The sequence below is a fragment of the Lederbergia panacisoli genome (genome assembly GCF_024626525.1).
Classification (GTDB): Bacteria; Bacillota; Bacilli; order Bacillales; family Bacillaceae_C; genus Lederbergia; species Lederbergia panacisoli.
This window is the reverse complement of sequence record NZ_JANJGU010000003.1, coordinates 275,783-302,431: the sequence shown is the minus strand read 5'-3', so window position 1 is coordinate 302,431 and position 26,649 is coordinate 275,783. Positions and strand designations below refer to the sequence as shown.

Annotated in this window: 16 protein-coding genes and 1 riboswitch; of the genes, 7 read left to right on the top strand and 9 right to left on the bottom strand. The window is 39.7% G+C overall.

The genetic code is table 11. From position 1 onward, the window contains the following. Window positions 1-93 precede the first annotated feature (93 nt). A complete protein-coding gene (locus NQ185_RS07085) occupies window positions 94-1,131 on the top strand; it encodes an LCP family protein (protein ID WP_257580926.1) in 1,038 nt (345 codons plus the stop codon). An 82-nt stretch (window positions 1,132-1,213) separates the two neighbouring features. Here NQ185_RS07085 and NQ185_RS07080 read toward each other — a convergent pair whose 3' ends face one another. The 3 genes from NQ185_RS07080 to NQ185_RS20140 all read right to left on the bottom strand — a co-directional run bounded on the left by NQ185_RS07080 (window position 1,214) and on the right by NQ185_RS20140 (window position 7,678). Next, window positions 1,214-2,275 (bottom strand): glycosyltransferase family 4 protein, encoded by a 1,062-nt coding sequence (locus NQ185_RS07080; RefSeq protein WP_257580925.1) that lies wholly within the window; start codon window positions 2,273-2,275, stop codon window positions 1,214-1,216. Between the two features lie 545 nt (window positions 2,276-2,820). Then, window positions 2,821-3,546, bottom strand: a complete 726-nt coding sequence (locus NQ185_RS07075; protein WP_257580924.1) for a WecB/TagA/CpsF family glycosyltransferase — start codon at window positions 3,544-3,546, stop codon at window positions 2,821-2,823. A gap of 472 nt (window positions 3,547-4,018) precedes the next feature. Next, window positions 4,019-7,678 carry a S8 family serine peptidase gene (locus tag NQ185_RS20140; RefSeq protein ID WP_307000349.1) on the bottom strand — a complete coding sequence of 1,220 codons (3,660 nt, stop codon included), beginning with the start codon at window positions 7,676-7,678 and terminating at the stop codon, window positions 4,019-4,021. 415 nt (window positions 7,679-8,093) lie between these two features. Between NQ185_RS20140 and NQ185_RS07055 the strand changes: the two genes are divergently transcribed. Then, entirely contained in the window at window positions 8,094-8,756 is a 663-nt protein-coding gene (locus NQ185_RS07055) for a hypothetical protein (RefSeq protein WP_257580923.1), read from the top strand. A 13-nt stretch (window positions 8,757-8,769) separates the two neighbouring features. Further along, complete coding sequence (locus NQ185_RS07050) at window positions 8,770-10,182, top strand: efflux RND transporter periplasmic adaptor subunit (RefSeq protein ID WP_257580922.1); 1,413 nt, start codon at window positions 8,770-8,772, stop codon at window positions 10,180-10,182. A gap of 1,299 nt (window positions 10,183-11,481) precedes the next feature. Here NQ185_RS07050 and NQ185_RS07045 read toward each other — a convergent pair. Further along, complete coding sequence (locus NQ185_RS07045) at window positions 11,482-13,209, bottom strand: mechanosensitive ion channel (protein ID WP_257580921.1); 1,728 nt, start codon at window positions 13,207-13,209, stop codon at window positions 11,482-11,484. A 243-nt stretch (window positions 13,210-13,452) separates the two neighbouring features. Between NQ185_RS07045 and NQ185_RS20320 the strand changes: the two genes are divergently transcribed. Continuing rightward, window positions 13,453-13,527 carry a YjcZ family sporulation protein gene (locus NQ185_RS20320; protein WP_373370789.1) on the top strand — a complete coding sequence of 25 codons (75 nt, stop codon included), beginning with the start codon at window positions 13,453-13,455 and terminating at the stop codon, window positions 13,525-13,527. Window positions 13,528-13,722: 195 nt separating this feature from the next. Here the strand turns inward: NQ185_RS20320 and nagB are convergent, their stop codons facing one another. The 5 genes from nagB to NQ185_RS07015 all read right to left on the bottom strand — a co-directional run bounded on the left by nagB (window position 13,723) and on the right by NQ185_RS07015 (window position 20,629). After that, the gene (nagB, locus tag NQ185_RS07035) at window positions 13,723-14,430 is read right to left on the bottom strand and encodes a glucosamine-6-phosphate deaminase (RefSeq protein WP_257580919.1); all 708 of its coding nucleotides are present in this window, start codon (window positions 14,428-14,430) and stop codon (window positions 13,723-13,725) included. 2 nt (window positions 14,431-14,432) lie between these two features. Continuing rightward, window positions 14,433-15,581 (bottom strand): N-acetylglucosamine-6-phosphate deacetylase, encoded by a 1,149-nt coding sequence (nagA, locus tag NQ185_RS07030; protein WP_257580918.1) that lies wholly within the window; start codon window positions 15,579-15,581, stop codon window positions 14,433-14,435. A gap of 163 nt (window positions 15,582-15,744) precedes the next feature. Continuing rightward, entirely contained in the window at window positions 15,745-16,551 is an 807-nt protein-coding gene (locus tag NQ185_RS07025) for a GGDEF domain-containing protein (protein ID WP_257580917.1), read from the bottom strand. Between the two features lie 25 nt (window positions 16,552-16,576). Then, window positions 16,577-18,769 carry an EAL domain-containing protein gene (locus NQ185_RS07020; RefSeq protein WP_257580916.1) on the bottom strand — a complete coding sequence of 731 codons (2,193 nt, stop codon included), beginning with the start codon at window positions 18,767-18,769 and terminating at the stop codon, window positions 16,577-16,579. A gap of 71 nt (window positions 18,770-18,840) precedes the next feature. Next, window positions 18,841-18,929: riboswitch (cyclic di-GMP riboswitch) on the bottom strand. A gap of 1,232 nt (window positions 18,930-20,161) precedes the next feature. Then, entirely contained in the window at window positions 20,162-20,629 is a 468-nt protein-coding gene (locus NQ185_RS07015; protein ID WP_257580914.1) for a C40 family peptidase, read from the bottom strand. Between the two features lie 350 nt (window positions 20,630-20,979). On the opposite strand from NQ185_RS07015, the gene NQ185_RS07010 reads away from it, so the two are divergent. From NQ185_RS07010 to NQ185_RS07000, 3 genes are all read left to right on the top strand, one after another. Then, window positions 20,980-22,062 (top strand): C40 family peptidase, encoded by a 1,083-nt coding sequence (locus NQ185_RS07010; RefSeq protein ID WP_257580912.1) that lies wholly within the window; start codon window positions 20,980-20,982, stop codon window positions 22,060-22,062. Between the two features lie 135 nt (window positions 22,063-22,197). Next, window positions 22,198-23,820: an SWIM zinc finger family protein gene (locus NQ185_RS07005; protein WP_257580911.1), complete on the top strand. Its 1,623-nt coding sequence runs from the start codon at window positions 22,198-22,200 to the stop codon at window positions 23,818-23,820. Further along, the gene (locus tag NQ185_RS07000) at window positions 23,807-26,632 is read left to right on the top strand and encodes a DEAD/DEAH box helicase (protein WP_257580909.1); all 2,826 of its coding nucleotides are present in this window, start codon (window positions 23,807-23,809) and stop codon (window positions 26,630-26,632) included. The genes NQ185_RS07005 and NQ185_RS07000 overlap by 14 nt, the downstream gene beginning before the upstream one ends. Window positions 26,633-26,649 lie beyond the last annotated feature (17 nt).

The window sequence follows — 26,649 nt, the reverse complement described above, 5'->3', positions numbered from 1 at the left end:
GGATTCACTAAAACATAGTATGATATAAGTTAGCAATTTACATTTTCTTAATTAAACATTTACTTTGAATTTATAATAAAGGAGTTTACCTTAATGGGAAGACAGCAATTAAAAGTTAATAAAAAGAAGAGAAACCGAAAAAAGATATTTTGGTTTTTGGTATTTCCTATTTTACTGCTTGCTTCTTTAGGAATTAGCTATGGCGTCCATTTGTACATTAAAGCTGAAAATATGATGGCAGAGTCATTCCATGATGATCGTGATGGCAAGTCTGATCTACGCGAGAAAAAAGTGGATCCTAAGATCGATAATGTCTCTATTCTTTTTATCGGAATTGACGAGAGTGCCAAACGCAACCAAGGTGATAACACTCGTTCAGATGCTCTATTACTGGCCACTTTAAATGAAAAAGAAAAGTCGGTAAAGCTGCTCTCTATCCCACGTGATTCCTATGTATACATCGATGAAGTCGGATATTCTACTAAAATCAACCATGCTCATAGCTATGGCGGTCCAAAAGCAACAATTGATACAGTAGAAAATTTATTAGATATTCCTGTCGATTATTATGTCCGTGTGGATTTTGAAGCATTCATGGAAATAGTCAATGCACTTGGGGGAATCGATATCGATGTACCATTTGCTTTTTCCGAGCAAAACTCGAAGGATAAGGCAGGCGCCATTAGTCTAGAACCTGGAATGCAAACATTAGATGGTGAAGAAGCCCTTGCGTTTGCAAGAACAAGAAAAATAGACAATGATATTGAACGCGGGAAGCGACAACAAGAAGTCATGAAAGCTATCGTGAAAAAAGCAGCTTCAGGAACTTCCGTCGTAAAATATGGTCAAGTGATTGATGCGATTGGTTCGAATATGAAAACAGATATGACCTTTGATGAAATTAAAGCCTTTATTGATTATGGTATTGCCAGTCACCTTACGATTGACACAATGACTCTTGAAGGGTTTGACAGCTATATTCCAAATAGCAGTGGCAAGAACGTGTATTATTGGCAGTTGGATGAAAATGCCCTCGCCCAGACAAAAACAACACTTAAACAACATCTAGGAGTTACTTCAACGGCGGCAACAAATAGTGTAGCCGATCCTGTTGTTGACTCACAAGAGTAACTGATAAGTCTAGTCCAAAGCGGACTAGACTTTTTATTATACAAAAAAGCAAGAGCAGCCCCTATCGTCCGCTCTTGCTTTTTTATATACGATCATTATATCGACTAGATGGTTTTGGTCTCATAAATTTCAATAAAGGTTTATAATCTTTTCCAACTAAGCCCATTACTTCCACGAATAATTCAATCGCAAACAGTAACACTACGATAATGATTAGCGATCCCCAAACCGTTGCCATCGAGAACACGACTGCTGCAAGGCTGAACATGACTGCAATTCCGTAAATAACTAGAACTGATTGCCGATGTGAAAATCCGGAGCCAAGGAGCCGGTGATGTAAATGGGACCTATCAGGAGACGATATCGGTTGGTTATTGATGATTCGTCGGATAATCGCAAAGATTGTATCAGATATTGGTACACCCAGTATAATAATCGGGATAACGAATGAGAAAAATGTTACATTTTTAAATCCTAACAATGATAGAACTGCAATCATATAACCGAGAAATAACGCACCCGAGTCGCCCATGAATATCTTTGCTGGATAAAAATTAAATGGTAAAAATCCGAGAGTACTTCCTAAAAGAATAAGGGCGATTGTTAAAACAAAGATATCTTGTTGAATAAAGGCCATAATACTCAATGTAATAAGTGCTATTGCAGAAACGCCGGCAGCAAGGCCATCTAATCCATCAATTAAATTAATGGCGTTTGTAATACCAATGATCCATAGGATTGTAATTGGTACGATAAAATAACCAAATTCCAATTTCCCACCAAAAGGAAGGTTAATGAATTCTAAATCAAATCCACCTCTAATGGCGACAATCGCGGCTAAAAATTGACCTATCAATTTATACCGTGGAGACAAATTAAATTTGTCATCCAAAATTCCCGTTATCACGATAATCGTGCTGCCGATGATAATGGGCCATAAAAAAGGACTATCCTGCCTGGAGATGATGAGTCCGATGATAAAACTCAAGTAAATGGCTAAGCCGCCAAGTCTTGGCATAACTTTATTATGGACTTTTCTATGATTTGGTTTATCTGTTACTTTGTATCTCAATGCAAGTTTTTTTACAAGAGGTGTAATGCAAATTGAGGCAACAAAACAAATAATTAAATACAGATATTCCATTTTGTTTGTCTACCTCCTTTACTGTTAATATAACGTAAATTATTAGTGCTTACTCACGTCTTTTTGTTACATTTATGTTAAAAAAATGCAAATTAAATTTTAATATAATCCCAATCTAATAGTATCCGACTTAAAGCTAGTTTTCAACTAGTCTTTAAAACTTCCAGAAATTAAGACTTTTCATCAATTCTGGATTCGAATTTCACCAATTAGGCTGGCCCTTTCATCAATCTGGGGCTGAATCTCACCAATTAAGCTTTTATTATCACCAATCCAAGGACGATTTTCACCAATTAAGCTTTCACTATCACCAATACGAGGACGATTTTCATCAATTAAGCTTACACTATCACCAATCCGAGGACGATTTTCATCAATTAAGCTTACACTATCACCAATCCGAGGACGATTTTCACCAATTAAGTTTTCACTATCACCAATCCGAGGACGATTTTCACCAATTAAGTTTTACGTTTCGTCAATTATAGTATATAATTTCACCAATAAATGTTAAACTTTCACCAATAAAGCATTATTACACTCGGTTATTTTAATTTATTTTTTATAATGTAGTAAAAAAATTGCGGAACTCCAATAATCGTCCTTTTCCACAGCCTGGTAGGTTCATTAACAAGTCTGTATACCCATTCCATACGAGCTTTTAATAAAAACTCTGGCGCTCGTTTTACTCGATTGGAAGAAAAGTCCAAAAAGGCCCCTACGCCCATAAAAAGATTGGCGTTAATCTTTGAAAAGTGATCCGATATCCAATTCTCTTGGTACGGAACACCCAGTGCTACAATTAATATATCCGGTTTTGCATTATTGATATTCTCAATTACTTTTTCTGTATCCTTAAAATATCCATCTTGAACTCCAACAATTGATATTTGGGGATATTGTTTTTTGAAGTTTTCAGCTGCTTGCTCCGCTACACCCGGACTGCCGCCAAGTAAATAAACAGAAGAATTGCTTTTTGCAGCGAGATCCAATATTTTTGGTATTAAATCGGTTCCATTTAAGTTTTCCTTAAAGGTAAATCCTAAAAGCTTCGCTCCAATCTCTACCCCAATTCCATCATTTAAAACATACTCTGCATTATTTAAATTGGTTGCATATTCTTCACTTTGCTGTGAAATATTGTAGCAATGAGCATTTAAAAAGAATAATTTGAACTTCTCGCGCTTGGCTAACTTTTTATTAATTTCATTAAGAACTTCATTTGATGTCATAACATCTACTTTAATGTTACCTAAATATTTCGTACCCATTTATGTAAAACCTCTTTCAAGCCATTTTGTACTTGGATAGAATTTTAGCATACATATAAGAGGAATTACATTTTTTTAATAAGGCTTTGTTATAACTGAATGTTGATTTCAAGACTTTTGAAAAATAGTCGTAAAAATTCCGTTTATTTTGGTAAATATCCATATTTCCTTAAAAATAAGGGGAGATTTTCCGTTTATGCGGTTCAAATCTTCGGATTTTGTTATATTTAGAGCAGTTAACCGGAATATTTCCGCTTATTTCAGCTTCTTAAGCTTCCTCTAAATACATTAACCGGAAATTCTCCGCCTATTTATTCTCTAACATACACGAAATCAACAATAAATAAATAAATAAATAATAATAGAGTCTTTAATAAAAACCGGCACTCGCACAAGGAGGCCGGTTTTATGTGGCTTACTTACTTACTTAGACGAAAGTAGACAAGCTTTCGTTACATCTTTTTGCAAGAGCTTATTTTTTCTTGCCTTTCATCTTGATCTTCACGGTTTCCTTTGTTACGTGCCCACCAAGATCAACGACTTCGAAAATAAACGTATTGTTGCCTTCTTGCAGCTCTAGCTCGACGTCAAGCGTTTGCTTGAATTCTTTCATGCTGTAAGGCTCAGATAGTTCATTTTTAAACACTTCATTGCCGTTTACATATACACGGATTTCATCGAAATTGTCTTGGATTTCAGCCGTTGCAATGACAGTGTCAGTATCAACGTTGTTTTTTGCATTTACTTTCACCTTTGGCTTCGATGTATCAACGAAAAAGCGACGAGCGATTTCTGTTTCATTTCCAACATTGTCAACAGCCTTAATTTTTGCTGTGTAGTAGCCATCTTTTTTGTATTTAACTTTATGTGAAAACTCATATTGATCATTTGCCTTATTATAAGTAAGTTTTACTTTTTGACCGTCAATCGTTACTTCTTTCACGCCTGATTCATCTTTCACATAACCGGAGAATACTACTTCGCCTTTCTCCGATACGCTTAAGAATTCAGGAGTCAAAAGATGAAGATTAGGCGGTGTTGTTTCTTTTTCTTCTGTTGCTTCTTTTTCCACCTTATTTCCGGCATAATCAAACGCGACAACTGTGAGTTTCTGTTCAGGACTTGGCTTCGTTGCTAGTTTGTGTTCTTTTTCACCTGCTGTGTACGGCTTATCGAGAATTGATTTTCCATCGATGAGTACATCCCAGTAAGCAAGTCCACTGCCACTATCTTTGGCATCGACCTTTACCTTTAGATTTTGAGCATCGAAGGTTGCAGTAAGTTCAGGTGCTGTTGTATCAACAATAATCGGAATTTCGATCGATTGCCATTTCGCGCCTGGAAAATCAATTATAGCTTCAGCTTGTAAATAGTACCCGCCATCAGCTGCTATTTGGTTGTTGATTTTTCCATCCCATTTACGATCTGAAGATAGTGAATACATTGGTGCAAGTCCGCCATCATAGTAATTCTTTTTAACTTCCGATTCAGTCCTAATCGTCCGAACTACTTTTTTGTTGGAATCAAGCACATTGAATTTTACTTCTTTAGCATTTCGAAGGAACGACAAAATTATGATTGCATCGTCTTGTGTTCCATCCCCATTTGGTGAGAAGGCTATTTTCTTCGGATCGATATCGCCAGTGTTTAGATCTTCACCGAGGAATCCGAAGTCATTACTTCCCATCGACGTGACAACTCCAGTAAAGCCATAGTATGTGCCAACATCCCACATTGGCTTGTCAAAAATCGGGGCTTTATCCCATTCGCCTTTAAACCCTACGTATGGAACCGATAGCTCTGGATTCTGATCTGTTGGATCTGTTAATGTGACGAATCCTTCTAGCCAGTATCCATTTGTGAAATAGCTATTTAGTGTTGCATTAATAGCACTTACATCGACTGTGACAGAAATAGTCGCTGTTCCATTTGCTGGAACCGTTACGGAGTTAACTTTTTTGCCATTTACAGTCGCGGTGGCCATTCCATCAAGGTCCCATGCTCCGAAAAGGTTAGGTGCTACTAATAAGTCAGGTCCGTTTTGAACAGGCGAATCCGTTTGAATATTCGCTTTTACGTCATACGTAACAGCTTGATCGGAGAAGTTCTCCGCTACTAATTCAAATGTAACTTTATTTTCCGTAACTTGTTTTAACGCAACTTTAGCTTCTTTCGTTTTTGCTTCTGTCACCATAACAGGTGTAGAAAGTGCGGCATGAAGCTGCATTAAGCCGGCACCTTGACGGCGAGGGGAAACTTTTGCATCATCGAAATCAAGTAGTTTCGCTGTGTTCATTAGTAAATTTTTAGCACGTAAAATTCGGTCGGCGTTCTGAAGTCCGAATTCTTCTTCCACACGTTGCAGAATGAGAGCTCCGCCTCCGGAAACATGTGGTGCAGCCATGGATGTACCGCTCATTAATCCATATTGGTTATCGTTTAATGTAGAGAGTATTTGTCCACCTGGTGCAGTAATTTCTGGTTTAAAATCAAGGTCTGGTGTTAGGCCCCAAGAGCTGAAATCACTCATTAATCCCGCAGATGGGTTATCAATTTTTGTAGAATTTCCATTAAATGTTACGGTTACAGCTTGTTCGTCTTTTAAGGCAGCGGCTAGTTTGTCTCCGTCGCTCTTTAGCATGAATAGCTGCGGAATATTGATGGCATCATCTGTCGCCATGTTGACGATACCATCTGTATTATTGTAGATAATGACTCCTGCAGCACCTGCTGCTTGTGCATTCAATGCTTTTTCTGTAAAAGCAATATCCCCGCGTTGAACTAAGGCAAATTTACCAGAAACATTTTTACCCGCAAAATCCTCTGGGGTGCCTAAGCCCGCTTCCACTACTTCATATGTGTTTTCTTCAAGATCATTCGGATGAGTTTTGCTCGCGGATAAGAATGCTGCTGCACCTAAGGCGCCATCGATTGCGTATTGAAGTTCATCCACTTGCATATATGAGTTCTCAAACGAAGCTACTTGCAATGAATCGTATGATACTCCCGGTGCTCCGCTTACACCATAGTCAGGGTTTGAAGCGAGTGGATAGTAGTATCCATCACCAAACAATGCGGAGTTTCCTGCAGAAATGGACATAAGCACACCATTTTCAACCGCACGCTTCACCGCTTGCTGTTCAGGTGATTCTGCGTCCACGAATCCTGCAGTTGAACCGAGACTCATGTTCAATACATCGACGCCAAGCTTAATCGCATCGTCAATTGCTTTAATATAGATGTCTCCATATGTTGACTGCATTTCTGGATCATTTCCGAACACTTTTAACGCAAGAAGCTGTGTTTCAGGAGCGATCCCCGCGATACCGCCATTGTCTTCGTCTCCATTTGCACCAACCGTCCCAGCAACGTGCATTCCGTGCATAGACGCTTCTGCGTGAATTTCGCGGATTTCATTATTTTCATCCATATAGTTATATCCATAAGGAACTTTTTCCGTGTAAAACTTTCCTGGCAAGTCGTTTTCAGCAACGACCTCGTTTACATTCTGTTCAGTTAGTTTTGCTGTGCTAGAGTCGGAAAGCACCATGTCTTGGTGGCTTGGATCGATCCCTGTATCAATGATTCCAACGACCATTCCTTCACCTTTAAAACCGTAGTCGCGCCATGCCTTTTGGGCCTCTACCAACTCTTTACTGTATTTCATTTCAGGTGTTGCAATCGGCCGCTCGTATTCGTTAACAATATGGACCGTTTTGACTTCTGGAATATTTTTAATGACCTCAATGTCTTTATGCTTAATTTCTGCGCTAAATCCATTGACGACGGTCGTAAATTCTTTTAAATATTTTGCCTGTACTTTCTTTTCTTTCATTTTTTCTTTTACAGCTTTTTGTTGAGCTTTCGCATTCTTTTCAAGCTGCTTTTTTTGTGCTTTGTCGAGTTTTTCAAATTTAACGCCCTTTTTAGTCGCAATTTCGATTGGGGCTTCATCCTTCAACTCAACGATGACTCTTTGCTCCTCGTTCGGGTCTACTGTTTGCATTAGCTCTTCTGTTCTTGGCTGGATCTTCTTTTGCGCTTTTTTTGGAAGATTTACCTCTTGCGCAAACGACATATTTCCTAACGTCAAAAGAAAGATAAACAGAAGAATGGCACTTCGTTTCAACATAATTTTCCCCCATTCTGTTGATTAGTTCTATCAAACTATTTCCAGTAGCGAAATATTCTGATATTTTAATAGTAATAGGATGGATAATAGGAGAACAGTCCTAAAAGTCATAGGTAAATAGTCGTTAATGAAGACTTTTTAATAGATCATTGTTGATTATGTTTAAATAATTTTTGGCTATTCTGTTGAAAAATGGGTTAAACTTAAGAAGAGCGGAAGCGCCTGTTCATCGACGTACAAACTTCAGAGCCTTCCTCTGAGATAAAGGAAACATGGCGGGGGACGAGCTAGTGAAATTGGCACTTCAAATTTCACCCGATGTTGACTTATCGTAGGGAGAGGGACAAGAAGTTTGCTAGTCGATAGGCGCTGCAGCTTGACAGATTAAGAGACATAATAAGCGGGTGATTTCCTATTGATCTATCAAACATCCATCTATAAAGGAATATTTTTTCTTAAAAGAAGTTTATTTCAATTACATAATACCGAAGCGATTTATGGACTGAGAATTCGTTTAGTTTGGCTGTTTTTTTTAAGTGCGGTTGTTTTTTGCGTCTCAGGGTTGTTCGGGATTGGGTCGCACGTGCTTTCACCAGAGCTAGTTCGATCTTCGAGTTTACACTACGAAACGTTGAAAAGTTATTTCATTATAGGTCGATTTTTTCTAGGATTGCTCTATGCGGCAGCTGTGATTTTTTTGCCCGCGCTTTTATTTTGGGTATTTTCCGATACGTTTTACAGGAAATTTATTGTTGTTCAAACGTTTATTTTTCCGATTTTATTGGTGGAACAAATTTCATATATCATTCTCGTTGTCTTTTTTAATTTACCTTGGTTCTCCTCTCCACTTTCTTTAGGCGTGATTGCCCAATACATAATGAAGTCTGGCTTTTTAATTTACTTATGCGGATCGATTTCCTTTTTTAAAATATGGATTGCGTTCATGCAATACCGAGGGGTTCGTGCTTTGACCATGTTGTCACGGGTGAAAAGTTTGTTGATCGTCATATGTATGAATCTACTTTTCTGGTCATTGACCGCCTTTTTTGCTTCTGTCAATTTCAATACTTATTTATGAGGCGTGGTGATGTTTGTTGAAGGCGAGTTGGCATCAGGTTTTAGTCGTTCTAGTCATTATTTTGGTGTTAGCGGTCAATCTTGTTTTACTTGAGAAAAAAGGGAGTAAGGTAGAGCGATTGAACTTCATTTCGAGCTGGGAGGAAGTGAAGGCTGGCGATTTAGTGAAAACCCTTCGAACAGAAGGCGTCGTAGCTCCATCCGAAAGGCACCCAGTTTTTGTCGATCCGAATGTAACCTTCAAGGAGTTCTTAGTCGAAAAAGGGGAAAGGGTGGAAAATGGCACCCCTTTATTTGAATATGCCACCGAAGATTTGGATGAACAAATCGCGTTGCTTGATGCGGAAATTGCACGTTTGGAAAAGGAAAAAAAGAGCATTGAAACATTTGTAAGTGATATGGAGAGAACGAAAAGTGCACTACCACGACAAAGGTCGAATGTGCAGCCTGTTTTTGGTGGAGATCCTGAATCTGATGCAGTATCCGAGACCATGGTGAAGGTTGAAGCTGCAAGGCAAGTGCGCGAAGATGCCGCTGAGATACGTGCAGTAGATCGGTTAGTTTCAGAAAGAGAATTAGACTTGGAAAAAGTCGATTTGGAAATTCAGAAGTACGAGGAACAGCGTGACCTCGTCGAAAGCGGGCGTAGCGGTTTAACCATTTTAAGCTCAGTCGACGGAATCGTTGAAGATATTTCATTTGAATTGAATAACCCGGTCATCACAATTGTATCGGAAGACCTGTTTGTGGAAGGGCAATTGAATGAGCAGGAAGTGGCCACGGTCGAAGAAGGCATGCGAGTCGACGTTCATTCTGACTTATTTGTAGGGGAACTTACCGGGGAGATTGGATCTGTAAGCGAGCTTCCGCTTGAGCAAGCGACGGTTGAACGGGCAAGTTTTTATCCATTTAATGTGATTTTGGATGTGGACGAGGCTGTGGATGAAGATGATGATGTTGGCGAAGACGATGACGGTGAAGAAGTGGATGATGGCGTTGGTGAAAATGTGGATGATGATGTAGACGATGACATCAGTGAAAACGCGGATGTTGACGTGGATGAAAATGCGGACGTGGAATTGTATGCAGGCTACCACGTTCTAGCGGATATTGTACTGGATGAAGCACTGGAAGTTCCTGTCGTTCAGCGGGAGAGCATACGCGGACATTCATATTTATGGGTTCTCGGGCGTAGTGGGATCGTTGAAAAAAGAAAAGTGGAATTAGGCTTGCAAGTCGGAAAACAGGCGGAAATCTTAGGGGGCGCCGAACTCGGCGAACTATTTGTTGTACAAGAAAACGAGATTGACCATGCTGCCCCTTTCATCACCCCATTTAAAGGAAACAAATCCATTTTTAATCAATGGGAATCGGAAAGCTTTAGAAGAAAATTAAAATATGTACTAGTCGGGATTTTGCAAAGGTGATTTTGGGGTCCCACCTAGTATAAAAGATAGTTTATACTAGGTTGAATGTATACGGAATTGATTTCATTTTGTCGTCATTAAAACTTGCAATTTGGTCATAGAATCCCTCTATACCGCAATTGACTCATTCAATATTAGAATGAATTACGATAAATACCATTTTGATTTCCGATTCAGGATAACGAGATACCATAACTAAACAGGATGCATCGGATACGCATCGGAGCTTGTTAGTTTGTTACTTTTGCTCGCCGTATGCATCGGATACGCAGAATTACTTAGGCGGTTTTCAACTTTGCTCGGCGTATACGTCGGATACGCAGAATTACTTAGGTGTTTTTCACTTTTGCTCGGCGTATGCACCGGATACGCAGAATTACTTGGGCGTTTTTCGCTTTTGCTCGGCGTATGCATCGGATACGCAGAATTACTTAGGCGTTTTTCGCTTTTGCTCGGCGTATACGTCGGATACGCAGAATTACTTTGGCGGTTTTCGCTTTTGTTCGGCGTATGCATCGGATACGCAGAATTACTTAGGCGTTTTTCACTTTTGCTCGGCGTATGCATCGGATACGCAGAATAACTTGGGCGTTTTTCGCTTTTGCTCGCCGTATGCATCGGATACGCAGAATAACTTTGGCGTTTTTCGCTTTTGCTCGGCGTATGCACCGGATACGCCGAATTACTTAGGCGTTTTTCAACTTTGCTCGGCGTATGCGTCGGATACGCAGAATTACTTAGGCGTTTTTCGCTTTTGCTCGCCGTATGCATCAGATACGCAAAATAACTTAGGCGTTTTTCGCTTTTGCTCGGCGTATGCATCGGATACGCAGAATTACTTGGGCGTTTTTCGCTTTTGCTCGCCGTAAGCACCGGATACGCAGAATAACTTAGGTGTTTTCAACTTTGCTTGGCGTGAGCATCGGATACGCAGAATTACTTAGGAGTTTTTCAACTTTGCTCGGCGTATGCACCGGATACGCCGAGTAATCAATTAGTTTGGAGCATCTGCTCGGCATATGCGTCGGATAAGCATCGGAATCGATTAAATGATTAAATTGTCATATTTGCAGTGCACAAGAGAAGGATATGCGTTAGAACTCGTTAGTTGCTACAAACACCAAATTTCATTTATTAACCGGGATCACACGGGAGTGAATTTTGACAAATACACGATTACCTTCGCGATTCAGTCTTATTCAAGGCGGAATTCTGGCAATTACCTGATTGGCACCGCAATCCAAGAAAACTCACGAAAACAGCCTGCACTCCTCATATAAAGAGGTGCAGGCTTTCTTTTTATTGCTTCGGTGGCCAGGAATCTTTCGGACCTCGGTCGTCCCTAAAGTCGTTGTTGTCGTTATCATTGTTGTTGTCCTCGTTAAGATCCATGGATTCTGTGTATTCACGATTGGGTTCTCTTAAATTCTGTCCCATTGTGTTATTGTTCGTACTCCCGCTCCGGTTCGGGCTCCGGGTCGTGCCCCCGCTCCCAGCACTCGTTTTCTTCGTTTTATCAACTTCTGTCTGTTCAATCGTTTTATCGAGTTTTGCCAAATAATTTTTAGCGAATTCTTTTCCGCCTAAACCAAAGGATAAGCCAAATGCTAAAGCCATTCCGCCTAGTATCAGGATGAATGCTGAGTTGACGATGGTGGCGGCGACGCCGAGCTGATCGAGTGCCATGAAAACGGCAAGTGCGATGATTGCATATTTTGCGACTGCTGTGATCAATTTAAAGCTTGGACCTGTTAAAATATTCGACAGCACTTTTTCAACAATATTGGCGATGATGAGTCCCAGAGCCAATATGATGACTGCTGCCAGCACTTGTGGCAAATAGGCGGTTATGGCGGTTAACATGAGCACAAGAAAATCGAGTTTGATTAAGTTTAATGCTTCGATTGTGATGAAAAAGACGATAAGGACTTGAGCGATATAGCCGACCAGTTCGGACATGAGCATCCCGCTTGCTCCTGGTTTCCAATTACCGACTGCAAGATTGCGTGTCAATGAGTCAAACCCGACTCTTTGTAAAAGTTCAGCCACAATATGTCGCACCCATTTTCCTATCCAAATACTCGCTGCAATAAGAAGTACGGCAATAACCAAGTTTGGAATCATCGTCATAATATCGTTCAGCATGGCAACTGCCGGGTCCGTGATGGCCCGAATATCCAGTTGATCGAGTGCCGAAATGACGATTGGAATCATAATTAATACGAACACGATTGTTCCAATAATGGAAGAAAGGGATGTATTCCCTAATAATTTTTGCAGACCGAGACGTGCGGCAAGTTTTTCGGTTCCGACCGTTTTTAGCAATCCTGTCACAAGGTCGCGTATGATTTTTGCTACAAACCAGCCTACTAAAAGAATAAGCACTGCCGCTAGCAGCTTTGGAATGAATCCAAGTATATTTTCGAGCATTCCGCCGAATGGTCCCGAAACGCCGTGTATATTTAGTGCTGCCAATACTCCTGGAATAAAGAGAAGGAAACTTAAGTAAAAAACAATTTTTCCAGCGGTATGAAGAAATTTATGGCTGTCTGCATTAGATTCGGCCACATTCATTTTTTGCATAAAAGACGTTATATTCGCTTTTTCTCCGCCTTTTATAATTAGCATTTTTAAAAGTGTGGCGATGACATAGGCCAATAGAAGAATGAGTCCCGCCTTTAAGATGGCAGGAACAAATGCGAGCATCGTACCGAACATTCCAAGGAATGGAGATGTGATGGCTCCAAGATTCAACAGTTGGAAAAATAAAATGAAGACGAGTACAAGCAAGATGTAGTATACAATTTTTCCAATAAGTTCGTTAGAATCGATGCGTTTCGTGCCTTCCGGGTGACGTTTTCCAAACAGTTTTTCATCCCAGGTTGTTTTTTTCAACAGCTTTTCTACTGCTTTTCCAATTGCCTTTGCAATGATCCAACCAATCAGCAAAACGATTAGTGCCCATAATAAATTAGGCAGTTTTGAAATATAGATTGAGGCCCAATTGTAGCCCGAATCAAATGGCATAAGTAAACCCTCCTTTAGTTAATCCCTTTTTCTATACCTGTTCGTCACGGATTTAAACCAAAGGTCCTCAAGAAACTACCTAACTATCTAATGAAATCAACCATTTCATGTATTGTCCGCTAATCCCTAGTTCGTTTCATCACAAACTACATAAAATGTATTAACCATTCGAAAGGTGGTGGTATTATGGGATTCGGTTGTTGCGGTGGCGGCTATGGCGGTTACGGTATGGGCGGCTATGGTATGGGTAACTCATTTGCTTTAATCGTTGTACTTTTCATTCTATTGATTATCGTCGGTACAGCGTTTGTTTACTAAGTTATTTAGTCCGTAACTTAGCTAGTAAGATTGCCTTTAAAGTCGTAACGAGAACGAACCAGTTTCCATTCTCCCTATAGGAGTCCATTCTCTGCCTTACACCGAAGAGCGCTTATACGGGCGCTCTTCCTAGTATTTCCGAATAAAAAAATAGAGCGTAAAATCATGATGACTTTACGCTCTATCTGAATCAAATTATTTCAATTTTGAAGCTGCTGCTTGGTCTACGATGATCGTGACGTTTGGATGGTTTTGAAGTACAGACGCTGGACAATCTTCAGTGACTGGTCCTTCTACCATTTGTTGAATGGCATCGGCTTTTGATTCCCCAAATGCTAGCAAGACGACTTCTTTCACAGCCATGATGGAGGCAATTCCCATTGATACGGCATGTGTCGGAACGTCCTCTTCTTTTTCAAAATAGCGTTTATTAGCGTCTTTTGTTTCTTGTGTTAATTCAACAACATGGGTTTTTGCATCAAATGATGTCCCTGGCTCGTTGAAACCAATATGGGCATTTGTGCCGATTCCGAGTACTTGAAGATCGACTGGATGATCCGCCAAAATTTGTTCGTAACGCTCACACTCGCCGTCTAAGTCCTCAGCCATGCCGTTTGGTAAAAATGTTTCCTTAAAATTAAGGCTGTTAAAAAGTTCCTGTTCCATATAATAGTGATAGCTTTGCGGACTGTCCGCCGGCAAGCCAACATACTCATCTAAATTTGTAGTCGAAACGTCTGATACATCTAATTTTGCTTCGCGCATTCTTGCATACAATTTTAGGGGAGTTCCACCAGTCGCAAGCCCGAGTGTTTTAATTTTACCATTTTCAAGACCAGCTTTAATAATGTCAAATGCCTTTTCCGAGCCTTCTTGATCATTTTTTACAACAATAATTTCCATGATTACCCTCCTATTTTGTAGCCGATTCCATGTCGGTATGTTTTCTGAACCTGCAATTCGTCATCCATAATGACAAAATCAGCGTCCTTTTCCGGTCCTAATAATCCTTTTGACTTCAGACCGAATTCACGCGCTTGATTGCTGGACGTCATTTGTACAGCTTCTGATATCGAACATCCTGTAAATGTTATAATATTTCGAAACGCTTCGTCCATGCGCAGAACACTTCCAGCAAGCGAGCCATTTTCAAGGCGTGCTTCCCCGTCTTGAACAATAACTTTCTGACCCCCGAGATCATATTCCCCCGGAGCCATTCCTTTTGCCATCATTGCATCGGAAATTAAGGATATTTTTGTCGCGCCTTTCATTCTGTAGGCAAGGTCGATCATATCTGGTGTAATATGGATTCCGTCCGCAATGATTTCAACTTGTATGTCATCCTTCAGCAATGCGTGGCCTGCGACTCCCGCTTCCCGATGATGAAGCCCGCGCATGCCGTTATATAAATGAGTCGCATGAGTCGCCGCACTTTCGAGCAGCTCCTCTCTGATCGCATCGGAATGTCCAACAGATGGAACGATCCCTCTTCCGACCATAACTTGTTCAAACTCATCCCCACCTTTTAATTCAGGTGCATACGTAACAAGTTTGATTTGCTCTCCAGATTCTCCATGCCATTTTAAAAATAGCTCAATATCTGGATCGATTATGTATTCAGGCGGCTGCGCACCAGCGCGTTTTACGTTTATAAATGGACCTTCCAAATGCACACCCTCAATGGACGAACCTTGATCCATCGCCATTTTTACCGCTTTTAATGCTTCTGATATTTTTCCATGTTCTTGCGTAATCGTCGTCGCAAAATAGGACGTAACCCCTTCAGATAGCAGTTTTTCACTTAAATAAAGCATTTTATCCGGGTCGGCATCCATTGTGTCTACACCGTAGCCCCCGTGAATATGGATATCAATCATTCCTGGGATGATGATTTTTCCAGCTGCATCTGTGACGATTTCCCCTGCTTGTTTTTCATAAGAATCCATCTCGCCTACTTGAATGATTTTCTCCGTAAAACGAATAAATCCGTTTTGAATTGGGCGTTCGGAATCCCCGGGATATATTGCGGCATTTATAATAACTTGCGTTTCCAAAATATTCACCTCTCATTTAAGACATTCGCTTTCATCAGCTAGCTCTATTATAAGTCTCCAGGGTTGTAATGACAATTAAGATGGAGGTGAGGTCTATACTTCAAGCGCAATATTAATTTGACATTGAGTGGCGATGAAAAAGTGAGCGGAACGCTTCGTTAAATTATGATTCGACTGCAACAACCTGATTTCGGCCATTTGTTTTGGCTTTATATAAGGCGGAGTCCGCTCTATCAATTAATTTCGCTATTTCTCCACCACTATATTCCGCTAAACCGACACTAATCGTTACTTGTATACGTATATTTTTATACTCAAATGGCGTTTCGGCAATCAACCTTAGCAATCTATTTGCAACGATTTCTGCCGTTTTACTAGTCGTTTCAGGTAGAAAGATGGCAAACTCCTCCCCACCTATTCGAAAAAATGTATCTGAACCTCTTATTTGATTGTTTATGGCCTTAGTCAATTCTATTAATACATGATCTCCACAAGGATGGCCATATTGATCATTAATCATCTTAAAATGATCAATATCAAAGAAGAGTAATTGAAATGACTTTCCCGACTTTACATAATCGGAAACGGTGCTTTCTAAGAAAAGATCAAAATACCTGCGATTATAAATTCCTGTAAGCGAATCGTGTACGACTAAATCATGAAGTTTATCGGTCATTTTTTTTACTTTTATTCTATAGTAAGCCATCGCAAAGAGTATAATTGCGTTTACTATTGGGTTCATGATTAATACTTTTACCTGCAATGCACGTGTATCCCCAAGGTCTAAGAAGTAATACTGGATAACGATTTCAAGACCTATATATCCAATTATGGTCATAAATACTATTATTCGTTTCGGGTAAGTGATAATAATGAGGAAGCCAGGAATAAAGAGCAGTGACCATAAGAAGGTATAGGCTTCATCATTAAAAAAGAATAATGTAAGAATAATAGGTAAAACAGTTGTCAAAATAATAATTCCTAAAATTGTGTACTTACGCATTTGTTTTGTTGGATAACTCCTTTTTAAAAAAAGTATAAATATCTGCTATGATAAATCGACAATCAGGTACAATTGGATTTTTTCGAATCTTTACTGTCAGCGCATTTACAAGTTTAGCAAGTGAATCGCGCTCAGGCTCCTCAATCATAAATTCGATTCCATATTGATATACATCGTCATATAATTCTTTCATCCACATGATTTTTCCAATTAATGCAACCGTTTCACCTAATATTTCAGTTTCAATGCTTAAAAGCATATCAGGTCGTACAGCCATTTTAATGTCAGAAATTAAGCTTAACCCGCCCAAACTGAGATCTTGAATAAGAACTTCCGTTTTTCCCAATGTGATATCCTGATCCATAAATTTGATTATGGTCATGTCAGCCGAAAGCGGATGAATGAAATTTAGCCGGAAAAACTTTCGTCTATTTTCATATTCTTGCTTAAGTTCCTGATCCTGAACGTTAATTTCAATTTTTTCTTTTTTGAGCAACTCTTTAAATTCTTCAGCCTTTACAGGTCTACTATAGAGATAGCCTTGAACTTGATTACATTTGTGCTCGCGCAGAAACCTTAATTGTTCTTCTGTTTCTACTCCTTCAGCAATCACGTTAATATTAAGGCTTTGAATGATATTTATAATTCCTTTTACGATCAATTCATCTTGTGTGTTCTTACCAATTTCTTTTATAAATGTACGGTCAATCTTAATCGTATCAACTTTGAATTGCTTTAAATAAGATAGCGCCGAGTACCCTGTCCCAAAGTCATCCAACGATACTTTAAAACCCAGCCCCCTTAATTGATTGATTACTACAATCGCCATTTTTTCATTTTCCATTAATGACGTTTCTGTAATCTCTATTTCTAAAAATTGTGGATCTAATTGCACCTTTTCTAATATCATTGCAATGCTTTTAACAAATTCTTTTTGCATAAATCTCTTAGCAGAAATATTGACAGAGATTGGCACGATATTTACGCCTTCATCTCGCCATTCTTTATTCTGCTTACAAGCCGTTTCCTTCACCCAATGTCCGATTGGTATGATTAGCCCGGTATCTTCAGCTAAAGAAATAAATTCCTTCGGCGATACAAGGTCCCATTCAGGATGATTCCAGCGAATAAGAGCTTCAGCCCCAATGATTCGATTTGTATGTATGTCAATTTTAGGCTGGTAATATAATTCAAATTCCTTCATGTCCATTGCCTTATGCAAGCTGTTTTCAATGGAAAAGGCTTTAAATGTCTTGATATCTCTTATTGAGCTATAAGTTTTATACTGATTTTTCCCTTCTTCTTCGGCCAGGTGTAAGGCAATACCCGCACTTTTCATTAATGATTCAGCATCTTCTCCATCATTGGGATAACTGCAAAGCCCAATGCTGGCAGTGGCAAAAAGTTCATATTCATTAATAAAAAAAGGGGCAGTTAATGAATCAATGATCATATTCGCTAACCTATGCTTTTCCTCTACTTTGGCGTTAGGTATGATGATTGAAAATTCATCCCCGCCGATTCGTGCCAAAAACCAATCTTCCTGCAGGCATTTTTGTAAACGATCAGATATTTGAATGAGCAGCCGGTCCCCAATGGCAGGACCTAACGTATCATTAATAATGTTAAATCGATCCAACCCTAAATACATGACAACAAGTTTTTGCTGCAAGGTCCTAGAAATAATAACTTGATTTTCCAATTCTTCTTTATACTTGAATCTATTAGGAAGTTGGGTTAATTGGTCATAAAACGCTAAGCGAGTTTTATACATTTCCACACGTTTTCGTTCTGTAACATCTCGACCTATGACAACAAGCGCTTTTTTACTACCATCTTGGTGAAAAATTGGTTTTGTAAGAATATCAAACGTTATATTTTGTCCATTTTGACTTGTTGAAGTTATTTCCCTTCGTGTTACTTTTCCTGATACCCACGCTTTTTGGTCCTCTTTAAAACTAGATAAGAAAAGTTCGCGAAATAGTGGTTTAATAGAAGCAAGTTCTGTAGAAGTTTTCCCGATATAGTCAATCTCTTCTAGCCCTAGGAGTGAGATAGCATATTGGTTTGCTTGTATCCAACGATCTTGTTCATCCTTGAAAATAATCGGGTCCGGCAATGTGTTAAGAAGGGTTTCCAACTTTTCATTGGAATCAAATAAATCAACAATATTTTGTTCTTTCAACAATATCACCTCATTTCTAATAAATAAAAAAACTCATTTTCTTGTTCCGAAAAAGAGTTCATTAGTCTAAGTTCGGTAACTGGCTGGCATCGTGCAGATCTACACATTAGCCCCTTTAGCTTTGCGTCACCATTTTTCAATGATTTTGCCTTTTTCTTATGTAGTTAGGGAAAATGCTGGTACTACCATTTTACCACATATTTACCTTTTAAGTGACAGTAAAGGTAGAATATTACATAATTTTGTTGAAAAAATGTGTAGAAACATAGAATGGAAAAAGTTTGATCGTTTTAAAAATAGATGAAGTGATTCTTTCTTCGAGGGAAAATTGGATTATAGATGTTATTTAAACCCTTCAATTGGACAGTAACGTTAAATATTTGAGGGTGATGGGCACTTTGAGCACTTTAATTGGACAATAAACTGTAAAAGGTCGAGGGAACAGGCACTTTGAGCACTTCAATCGGACAGTAAACTCCAAATGGTCGAGGGGACGGGCACTTTGAACTCTTCAATCGGACAGCAAACTCCAAAAGGCGGAGGGCACAGGCACTTTGCACCTTTTATCCAACAGCCGTCGCATTTTTTCTTAAATATAGGTAAGTTTAATGATTCATCGTGACCTCTTCAGCAATTTTTTCATCCTGAAGGGCACATTGAACTCCCCATCGTGACCTCTACAGCGATTTTTTCATCCCGAAGGGCACATTGAACTCCCCATCGTGACCTCTCCAGCAATTTTTTCATTCTGAAGGGCACATTGAACTCCCCATCGTGACCTCTACAGCGATTTTTTCATCCCGAAGGGCACATTGAACTCCCCATCGTGACCTCTTCAGCAATTTTTTCATCCGCAAGGTCACGTTGAACTCCTCATCGTGACCTCCCCAGCGATTTTTTCACCCCGAAGGGCACGTTGAACTCCCTATCGTGACCTCTACAGCGATTTTTTCATCCCGAAGGGCACGTTGAACTCCCTATCGTGACCTCTACAGCGATTTTTTCATCCCGAAGGGCACATTGAACTCCCCATCGTGACCTCTTCAGCAATTTTTTCACCCAGTAGGGCATGGTGAACTCCCCATCGTGACCTCTTCAGCAATTTTTTCATCCTGAAGGGCACATTGAACTCCCCATCGTGACCTCTACAGCGATTTTTTCACCCCGAAGGGCACGTTGAACTCCTCATCGTGACCTCCCCAGCGATTTTTTCACCCGGACGGGCACGGTGAACTCCTCATCGTGACCTATACAGCGATTTTTTCACCCCGAAGGGCACGTTGAACTCCCTATCGTGTTATCAGGCAGTTTCCCCATATACAAGAATCCCCTTTTTATAAAAACTCTATTAAAAACAAAAACCCGCCAGGCACAATGCCTAGCGGGTTATAATTATAGGACTCTTCGCGCTCCAACGTAGCGGGATTTCCAGTAGTATGGGTCATTTATATTAGTGATCGCGACGCCTCTGCCGGCGGAATGGATGAATTTGTTTCCTCCGATGTAGATTCCAACGTGCGAGACTTTCTTAGTAGAAGATGTTTTGAAGAATACTAAGTCTCCGGCTTTTAAGTTCTTTTTGCTTACTGCTTTTCCTTTTTTGTATTGATCGGAAGCTGTTCGCGGTAATTTCATTCCTTTTTGCTTAAAGGTATATGATGTAAATCCAGAGCAGTCAAAACCTTTTGGGCTTGACCCTCCGTAAACATATCTTACTCCTAGGTATTTCTTTCCTTGCTTAACGATAGCGCTCGCTGATGGTTTTTTTGCGGCTGCACTGGCAGCATCAGGTTGAACAGCGATTACTGTGAACATAATTACGGCAAGTAACGACAACAAAGCTTTTTTAATAGTTGACATTTTACTAGTTTTCCCCCGTTTAAAAATCTCTATTATATAAGTCTCTTTAGTTATATTTGGTAATTTTGTTAAGATAATCATAGCACAAGAAATTATTAGATTATTTTACATTTACGTAACATATGTTTGCGGCGCTGTCACACAATTGTAATTTTATACATCTTTTGACACGTAACACCTAAGCATAATTGACTAGATTATAAAAAGTTTTGTAGAACTTTTAATCTTATTGTTTGTAAATATATGGAACTAACATTAAAATCATGTTACAATTTGTAAAATTTGACAAAGGAAATGCGTTATTATGCTAAAATTGCCTAAAGAAAAGAGTTCTAGGGGGACTAAGATTAATGCGTAAAAAAGTGGTAACAACAGCAACTGCTGTGTTTTTGGCTGCCTCGTTCACTGGAAATGCCTCTGCTGCTTCTTATGAAGTAAAAAGTGGAGACTCTCTTTGGAAAATTGCCTCGAGCTACAATACAACTGTCAATAACTTAATAGAATTGAACCGCTTGAAGAGTGATTTAATATACCCAAAACAAATTTTACAAGTTTCTTCAGAGGATGTTAAAAAAGAGCAACCAAAACAGACTGCTCAACCGAAACAGTCCTCAAAACCAAAACAGCCCGCACAACCAAAACCTAAGCAAGCTGCTAAAGCTGCTGCATATACAATTAAGTCTGGAGATACTTTAAGTAAAATTGCCGCTAATTATAAGGTTACAGTGGCTCAGTTATACGAATGGAATAATCTTAAAAGCGACTTGATCCATCCTGGACAAGTGTTGAAAGTTTCAACTGCCAAGCAAGTTGTTTCAGCGGATCCGGCTCCAAAAACTGAAACAGTAAAAAATAATAACTCTGCACCGAAGACAACCGACACATATAAGGTCGTTTCCGGGGATTCTCTTAGTAAAATTGCCCTTAAATTCGGCACGACTGTAAAAGAGCTGAAATCATTGAATGGTCTAACTTCCGATTTGATCCGGGTTGGACAAGTTTTAAAAGTAAACGGGAAGGCTCCGGCTCAAGCTAAATCACCTGAAAAAGTCGAAGCTCCAAAGGTAACAGATGATGCAGCAGCAGTCATCAAAATTGCTAAAAGTGTCATGGGTACGAAATATGTTTGGGGTGGGACAACCCTTTCAGGATTTGATTGCAGCGGCTTAATTTACTATGTGTTCAATCAAGCAGGGAAAAAAATTGCTCGCTATGGTACGGACGGATATTATGATCGCTCCTACTATGTGAACAAACCTGAGCCTGGCGATCTTGTATTCTTTGAAAATACGTATCGCGCTGGAATCTCCCATATGGGTATTTATATTGGCAATGATGAGTTCATTCATGCCAGTGATAGAGGCGTTGAAATTGGTAATCTAAACACTCCTTATAATAAAAGTAAATTCAACGGATTTAAAAAGTTCTATTAAAATTACAAATCCATCAAAAACCGTCAACTTTGGCGGTTTTTTTCTTGTTCAACAACTCACACCTCCGAAATCAACCCGTCATAGTGACAAACGAGTAGAAATAGCGGTATAATAAGGTTTTGGAGGTTTATTATTATGTATAATCAACAGCTACTTACAAATATAAAATCCTATAGCCAAGAACTTAAGAACCTGCTTGACCCCAGAGTTGAGGTGCATGAAAAGCTCATTCAAAAAGGGATGATTCTTTTTCGTCAGCAGCTTGTTTATAATGTGAAATTTTCTAATGAAAAAGTGGATGCGAAGGTTCAGGATGTCACTCCCGTAAATGTAGAGTTGTTTTTCGACCATCCATCAAACAGTACGTGCACATGCCCTGAACAAGGGATTTGCCGACATCAGGTCGCGTTATTTTTCACGGTTTTAAGCAGGACGCAAAGTGTTTTTTTATGGCTGCAAGAATGGAAAAATCACCATCAGATTGCCGACGTTCTATCCACTTTGCAACGCGGTTCTGATTTGTTAAAAAAGATGCCTCCACAAATGGAAAAAGGTCCGGAGCAATGGATCCTGCGAATTCAAAATGCGTACGCCAACGTCTCCGCTAATAATTTTTATCAGCTTGAGGAATGGGCAAGGGTTTGTTATAAGCGTCTGCTTGGATTTGCGCCAGTCGAACGGGAATGGAAGCCTTTGTTTCAGCTATTTGCAGCATGCGAGTCGCTGAAAGTCATCAATTCACTAGCGACCGAACCTAAAAAACGGGCACATTTACGATCTTTCACTGAGCAGATGCTTGAAGAAGCGGATGAGGCTTTGTCTAAACTCGCGACGACTGCATCTCCATTTGCGTTTGATGAATATTTTCATTTTTTACGTGAGAACAGTCATCGTTTTTTGGAAGAAGAAACGGTTTTTCCAACTGAATTTACTGATATTTACATGAAGCTGTGGTCGGCTTTATTTAAAAATAAGCGAGATTTACTTAAGGAATGGGATCGGCTGAAGGTGAGCATGGATGCGGAGCATGATGAGCGAATCGACATTGCTTATATTCATATTGCGATACTGTTGGAAGAGGATGACGCAGCTACCCGCCATATGAAAGAGCTTGGATCAGCTATTGCTCCCTATGCTTTGCGCTGGATGAAGTTGCTGCAAAATGATCGTTCCAAAGGGCGGCTCAATCATTATTTGCCTGTTTTCATCGATCAGATTACAACTTTTATTTCCGCATTAACCCGCACGTATGAACAAGCACAATTTACAAGAGCGTTATTTCAAATATTAGACAGCAATACCGCATTGAATCTCGATTCTTCCTTGTTGGAAAAGGTTTATATGAAATTACTTCCTTATAGCCGCTTTCAATATAATGAGTATTTACTCGCAAAACACGACTATAAAAAATGGGCGGAGCTGCAAGTTTACTCAAAAAATAGTATTGATTTTATTGATCGCCATACAATCGAGGTTGTTGCTAAGCACGACCCTGCAGCTCTAAAACCGCTGTATCACGAAACAATCACTTCCCTCATTAACAATCGGGGCCGCGACTCATATAAACGAGCCGTTCGCTATTTGAAGAGACTGCAAAAGCTTTATAAAAAAGAAAAAAAGATGAAGCAATGGGAGATTTATTTATCAACATTGCTAAATAATACGAAACGCTTGCGTGCTTTCCAGGAAGAATGTAAGAGAGGAAAGCTTATTATTGACTCTCAAAATGAAAGGACATCATTCCATGATGAATCTTGATATCATACAACTTCATGTAATGCCCCTTGATACGGGTTCATTTTTCATATATGCGTTAAACGAAGGGTCAGATTTGGTCGACCCTTCGTTATGGAGTCAACAGCTTTTTCTTTGGCATGAGGAAAGCTTCTATGGTTCTTTCATCGAAACGAAAGAGCGCGACCGCGACCATCATGCCGGGGTTGAGCTTAATAGTTATGAATTATTGACGCTTCTTGGAAATGAACGGTTCAGCTCGCTTATTTCTTGGCATTGGGATGAGCAGGGAGATGCACTTTTGGCTGTTTCATCTGTCATTCTCGAGGCGATACATTCAGGAAAATGGCTTCCACAGTTCACAGACGATGATGATGGAATTTTCAAATGGAAGGTGCCCGAGATGATTTGGGAAGAATTTTCTGCTGACTTTTGGGAGCAGACTTTCCATGAGAAATCGATGGAACAGTTCGTCACCCGTTTTTTTCATCATGCTTTGTCCATTTACTTGGAGCAAGGGCATGAAGGCGATACAATAGCGGAAAAAATAGAGCTTCTTAAAAATAGTCCGCTATCTGCCGAGGAGCTCGATGCTTATTTTGATGAAGACCGTTGGCAAGAGTGGATTGGAATGACAGAGAATTCCAGACCCTTTGTACTCGGCCTTCGTTTATCCGAGCCAGATGAAGACGAAGAGCCTTGGATTCTGGAAACTGTACTTCGAGATGTAAAAAATCCAGAACGAATTTTCCCACTATCTGAACATAAACGATTTCCCAAAAAGTGGTTTTCATTTTTAGATTCCGTATACGCCGAAGAAGACCGTTGGTTACAATTATTCCCGTGGCTTCAAGGTGAAAATGGCATTCTTCGTGAACTTGATGAACCATTAGCTTGGAATTTCCTTACGGATGCAAGTGAAAAACTACTTGCCCTTGGCGTGGAAATCTTGCTCCCATCCTGGTGGGAAGCGATGCGTGCCGCCAATATGACGGTAAGAGCAAGGGTAAAACAAACCGGCACCAATTACCGCCCTTCTTTTGTTGGTCTTGATTCGATGTTAAATTTTGATTGGCGGCTTTCAATGAATGGCGCTGACCTTTCTGAAGAGGAATTTCAATCGCTAGTCCAAGAACAAAGAAGGCTCGTAAAAATTAGAGGTAGTTGGGTGAAGCTTGATCCGAAAATGATTGCACACATCCAAGTATTAATGGAACAAGCTAGAAAAGAAGGTTTACGAGTTCAAGATATTTTTGCACTAGGCGACGAAGATGAAAGTGCTTCCATGAATATAGATGAATTTGATCCGCGAGCTTTCGCCCAAATTAAAATCGAACTGAATCAGTCGTTAAAAAAGATGCTTAGACAACTAAATACCCTTTCTGAAGTTCCTTTTGTCGACGTTCCCGATACATTATTGGGCCAACTCAGACCGTATCAGCAACAAGGATTAAACTGGCTCGTTTTCCTAAGGCAATTTGGATTCGGTGCCTGCCTTGCCGATGATATGGGGCTTGGAAAAACCATTCAGCTCATCAGCTATTTATTACATGTCAAAAAGAATGAAACAAATGATACGCCTGCTTTAATCATTTGCCCTACTTCCGTTCTCGGAAACTGGCAACGTGAATTGGAGCGTTTTGCACCAAGCCTGAATGTCGTTTTACATTACGGTTCAAATAGAGATAAGGAAGAAACATTTATTGAAATGACGAAAAACGCGGATATCGTGCTCACAAGTTACGGCCTTTCCCATCTAGATTCAGAGGAACTTTTATCGGTAAAATGGAGCACGATTGCACTCGATGAAGCACAAAATATTAAAAATGCAGAAACGAAGCAGTCACGGGCAATTCGAAAGTTTAAAGGGATGCATCATATTGCTTTAACAGGTACACCGATGGAAAACCGCCTTTCTGAGTTATGGTCCATCTTTGATTTTATCAACCATGGCTATTTAGGGACATTCGGTCAATTTCAAAAGAAATATATTTTGCCGATTGAGAGAGATGGTTCTGAAAAGAAAATTCATGAGCTGCAAAAGCTGATCAGACCTTTTTTACTAAGACGAACGAAAAAAGATCCAGAAGTGGAATTGAACTTACCTGATAAGCTTGAGCAAAAAGAATATTGTGCACTTACGCCTGAGCAAGCTGCCCTTTATGAGGATCTAGTACAGGATACTTTTAGTAAGATTGAGTCCTTATCGGTGTTCGAAAGAAAAGGTTTGATTTTACAAATGTTGAGTAAGTTAAAACAGCTTTGTAACCATCCCGCTCTCTTTTTAAAAGAGGAGCTTCCTGAAAATATCATTAACCGCTCCAACAAAATGGCAACCTTAGTTGAGTTGGCCGATTCCATTATGGCGACAGGTGAAGCATGCATTATCTTCACCCAATATATTGGAATGGGCGAAATGATTCGCACCATATTGAAAGACCGTTATGACATTTCGGTGCCATTCTTAAATGGCAGTATGCCAAAAGCGCAAAGAGATCATTATGTCGGGCGTTTTCAGGAAGGGGATTTCCCGTTTTTCCTTCTTTCCTTAAAAGCCGGTGGAACCGGACTGAATTTGACAGCTGCAAATCATGTAATCCATTATGATCGTTGGTGGAATCCAGCAGTTGAAAACCAAGCGACAGATCGGGCTTATCGAATTGGGCAAAACCGCTTCGTTCACGTGCATAAGTTTATTACTACCGGAACATTGGAAGAGCGAATTGATTTGATGCTGGAGAAAAAACAGGCATTAAATGAAGAAATTATTCGTAGTGATCAATGGGTAACGGAGCTTTCTAATGAGGATTTGCGTAATTTATTGGCACTTGCTTAAATTTTTTCGGAAGGTGT

Excerpts from the sequence above, each read along its gene's own strand:
- NQ185_RS07010 (WP_257580912.1), top strand. The coding sequence starts at position 20,980 with ATGCGTAAAAAAGTGGTAACAACAGCAACTGCTGTGTTTTTGGCTGCC.
- NQ185_RS07080 (WP_257580925.1), bottom strand. The coding sequence starts at position 2,275 with ATGGAATATCTGTATTTAATTATTTGTTTTGTTGCCTCAATTTGCATT.
- NQ185_RS07045 (WP_257580921.1), bottom strand. The coding sequence starts at position 13,209 with ATGCCATTTGATTCGGGCTACAATTGGGCCTCAATCTATATTTCAAAA.
- NQ185_RS07075 (WP_257580924.1), bottom strand. The coding sequence starts at position 3,546 with ATGGGTACGAAATATTTAGGTAACATTAAAGTAGATGTTATGACATCA.
- NQ185_RS07000 (WP_257580909.1), top strand. The coding sequence starts at position 23,807 with ATGATGAATCTTGATATCATACAACTTCATGTAATGCCCCTTGATACG.
- NQ185_RS20140 (WP_307000349.1), bottom strand. The coding sequence starts at position 7,678 with ATGTTGAAACGAAGTGCCATTCTTCTGTTTATCTTTCTTTTGACGTTA.
- NQ185_RS07005 (WP_257580911.1), top strand. The coding sequence starts at position 22,198 with ATGTATAATCAACAGCTACTTACAAATATAAAATCCTATAGCCAAGAA.
- nagB (WP_257580919.1), bottom strand. The coding sequence starts at position 14,430 with ATGGAAATTATTGTTGTAAAAAATGATCAAGAAGGCTCGGAAAAGGCA.
- NQ185_RS07015 (WP_257580914.1), bottom strand. The coding sequence starts at position 20,629 with ATGTCAACTATTAAAAAAGCTTTGTTGTCGTTACTTGCCGTAATTATG.
- NQ185_RS07085 (WP_257580926.1), top strand. The coding sequence starts at position 94 with ATGGGAAGACAGCAATTAAAAGTTAATAAAAAGAAGAGAAACCGAAAA.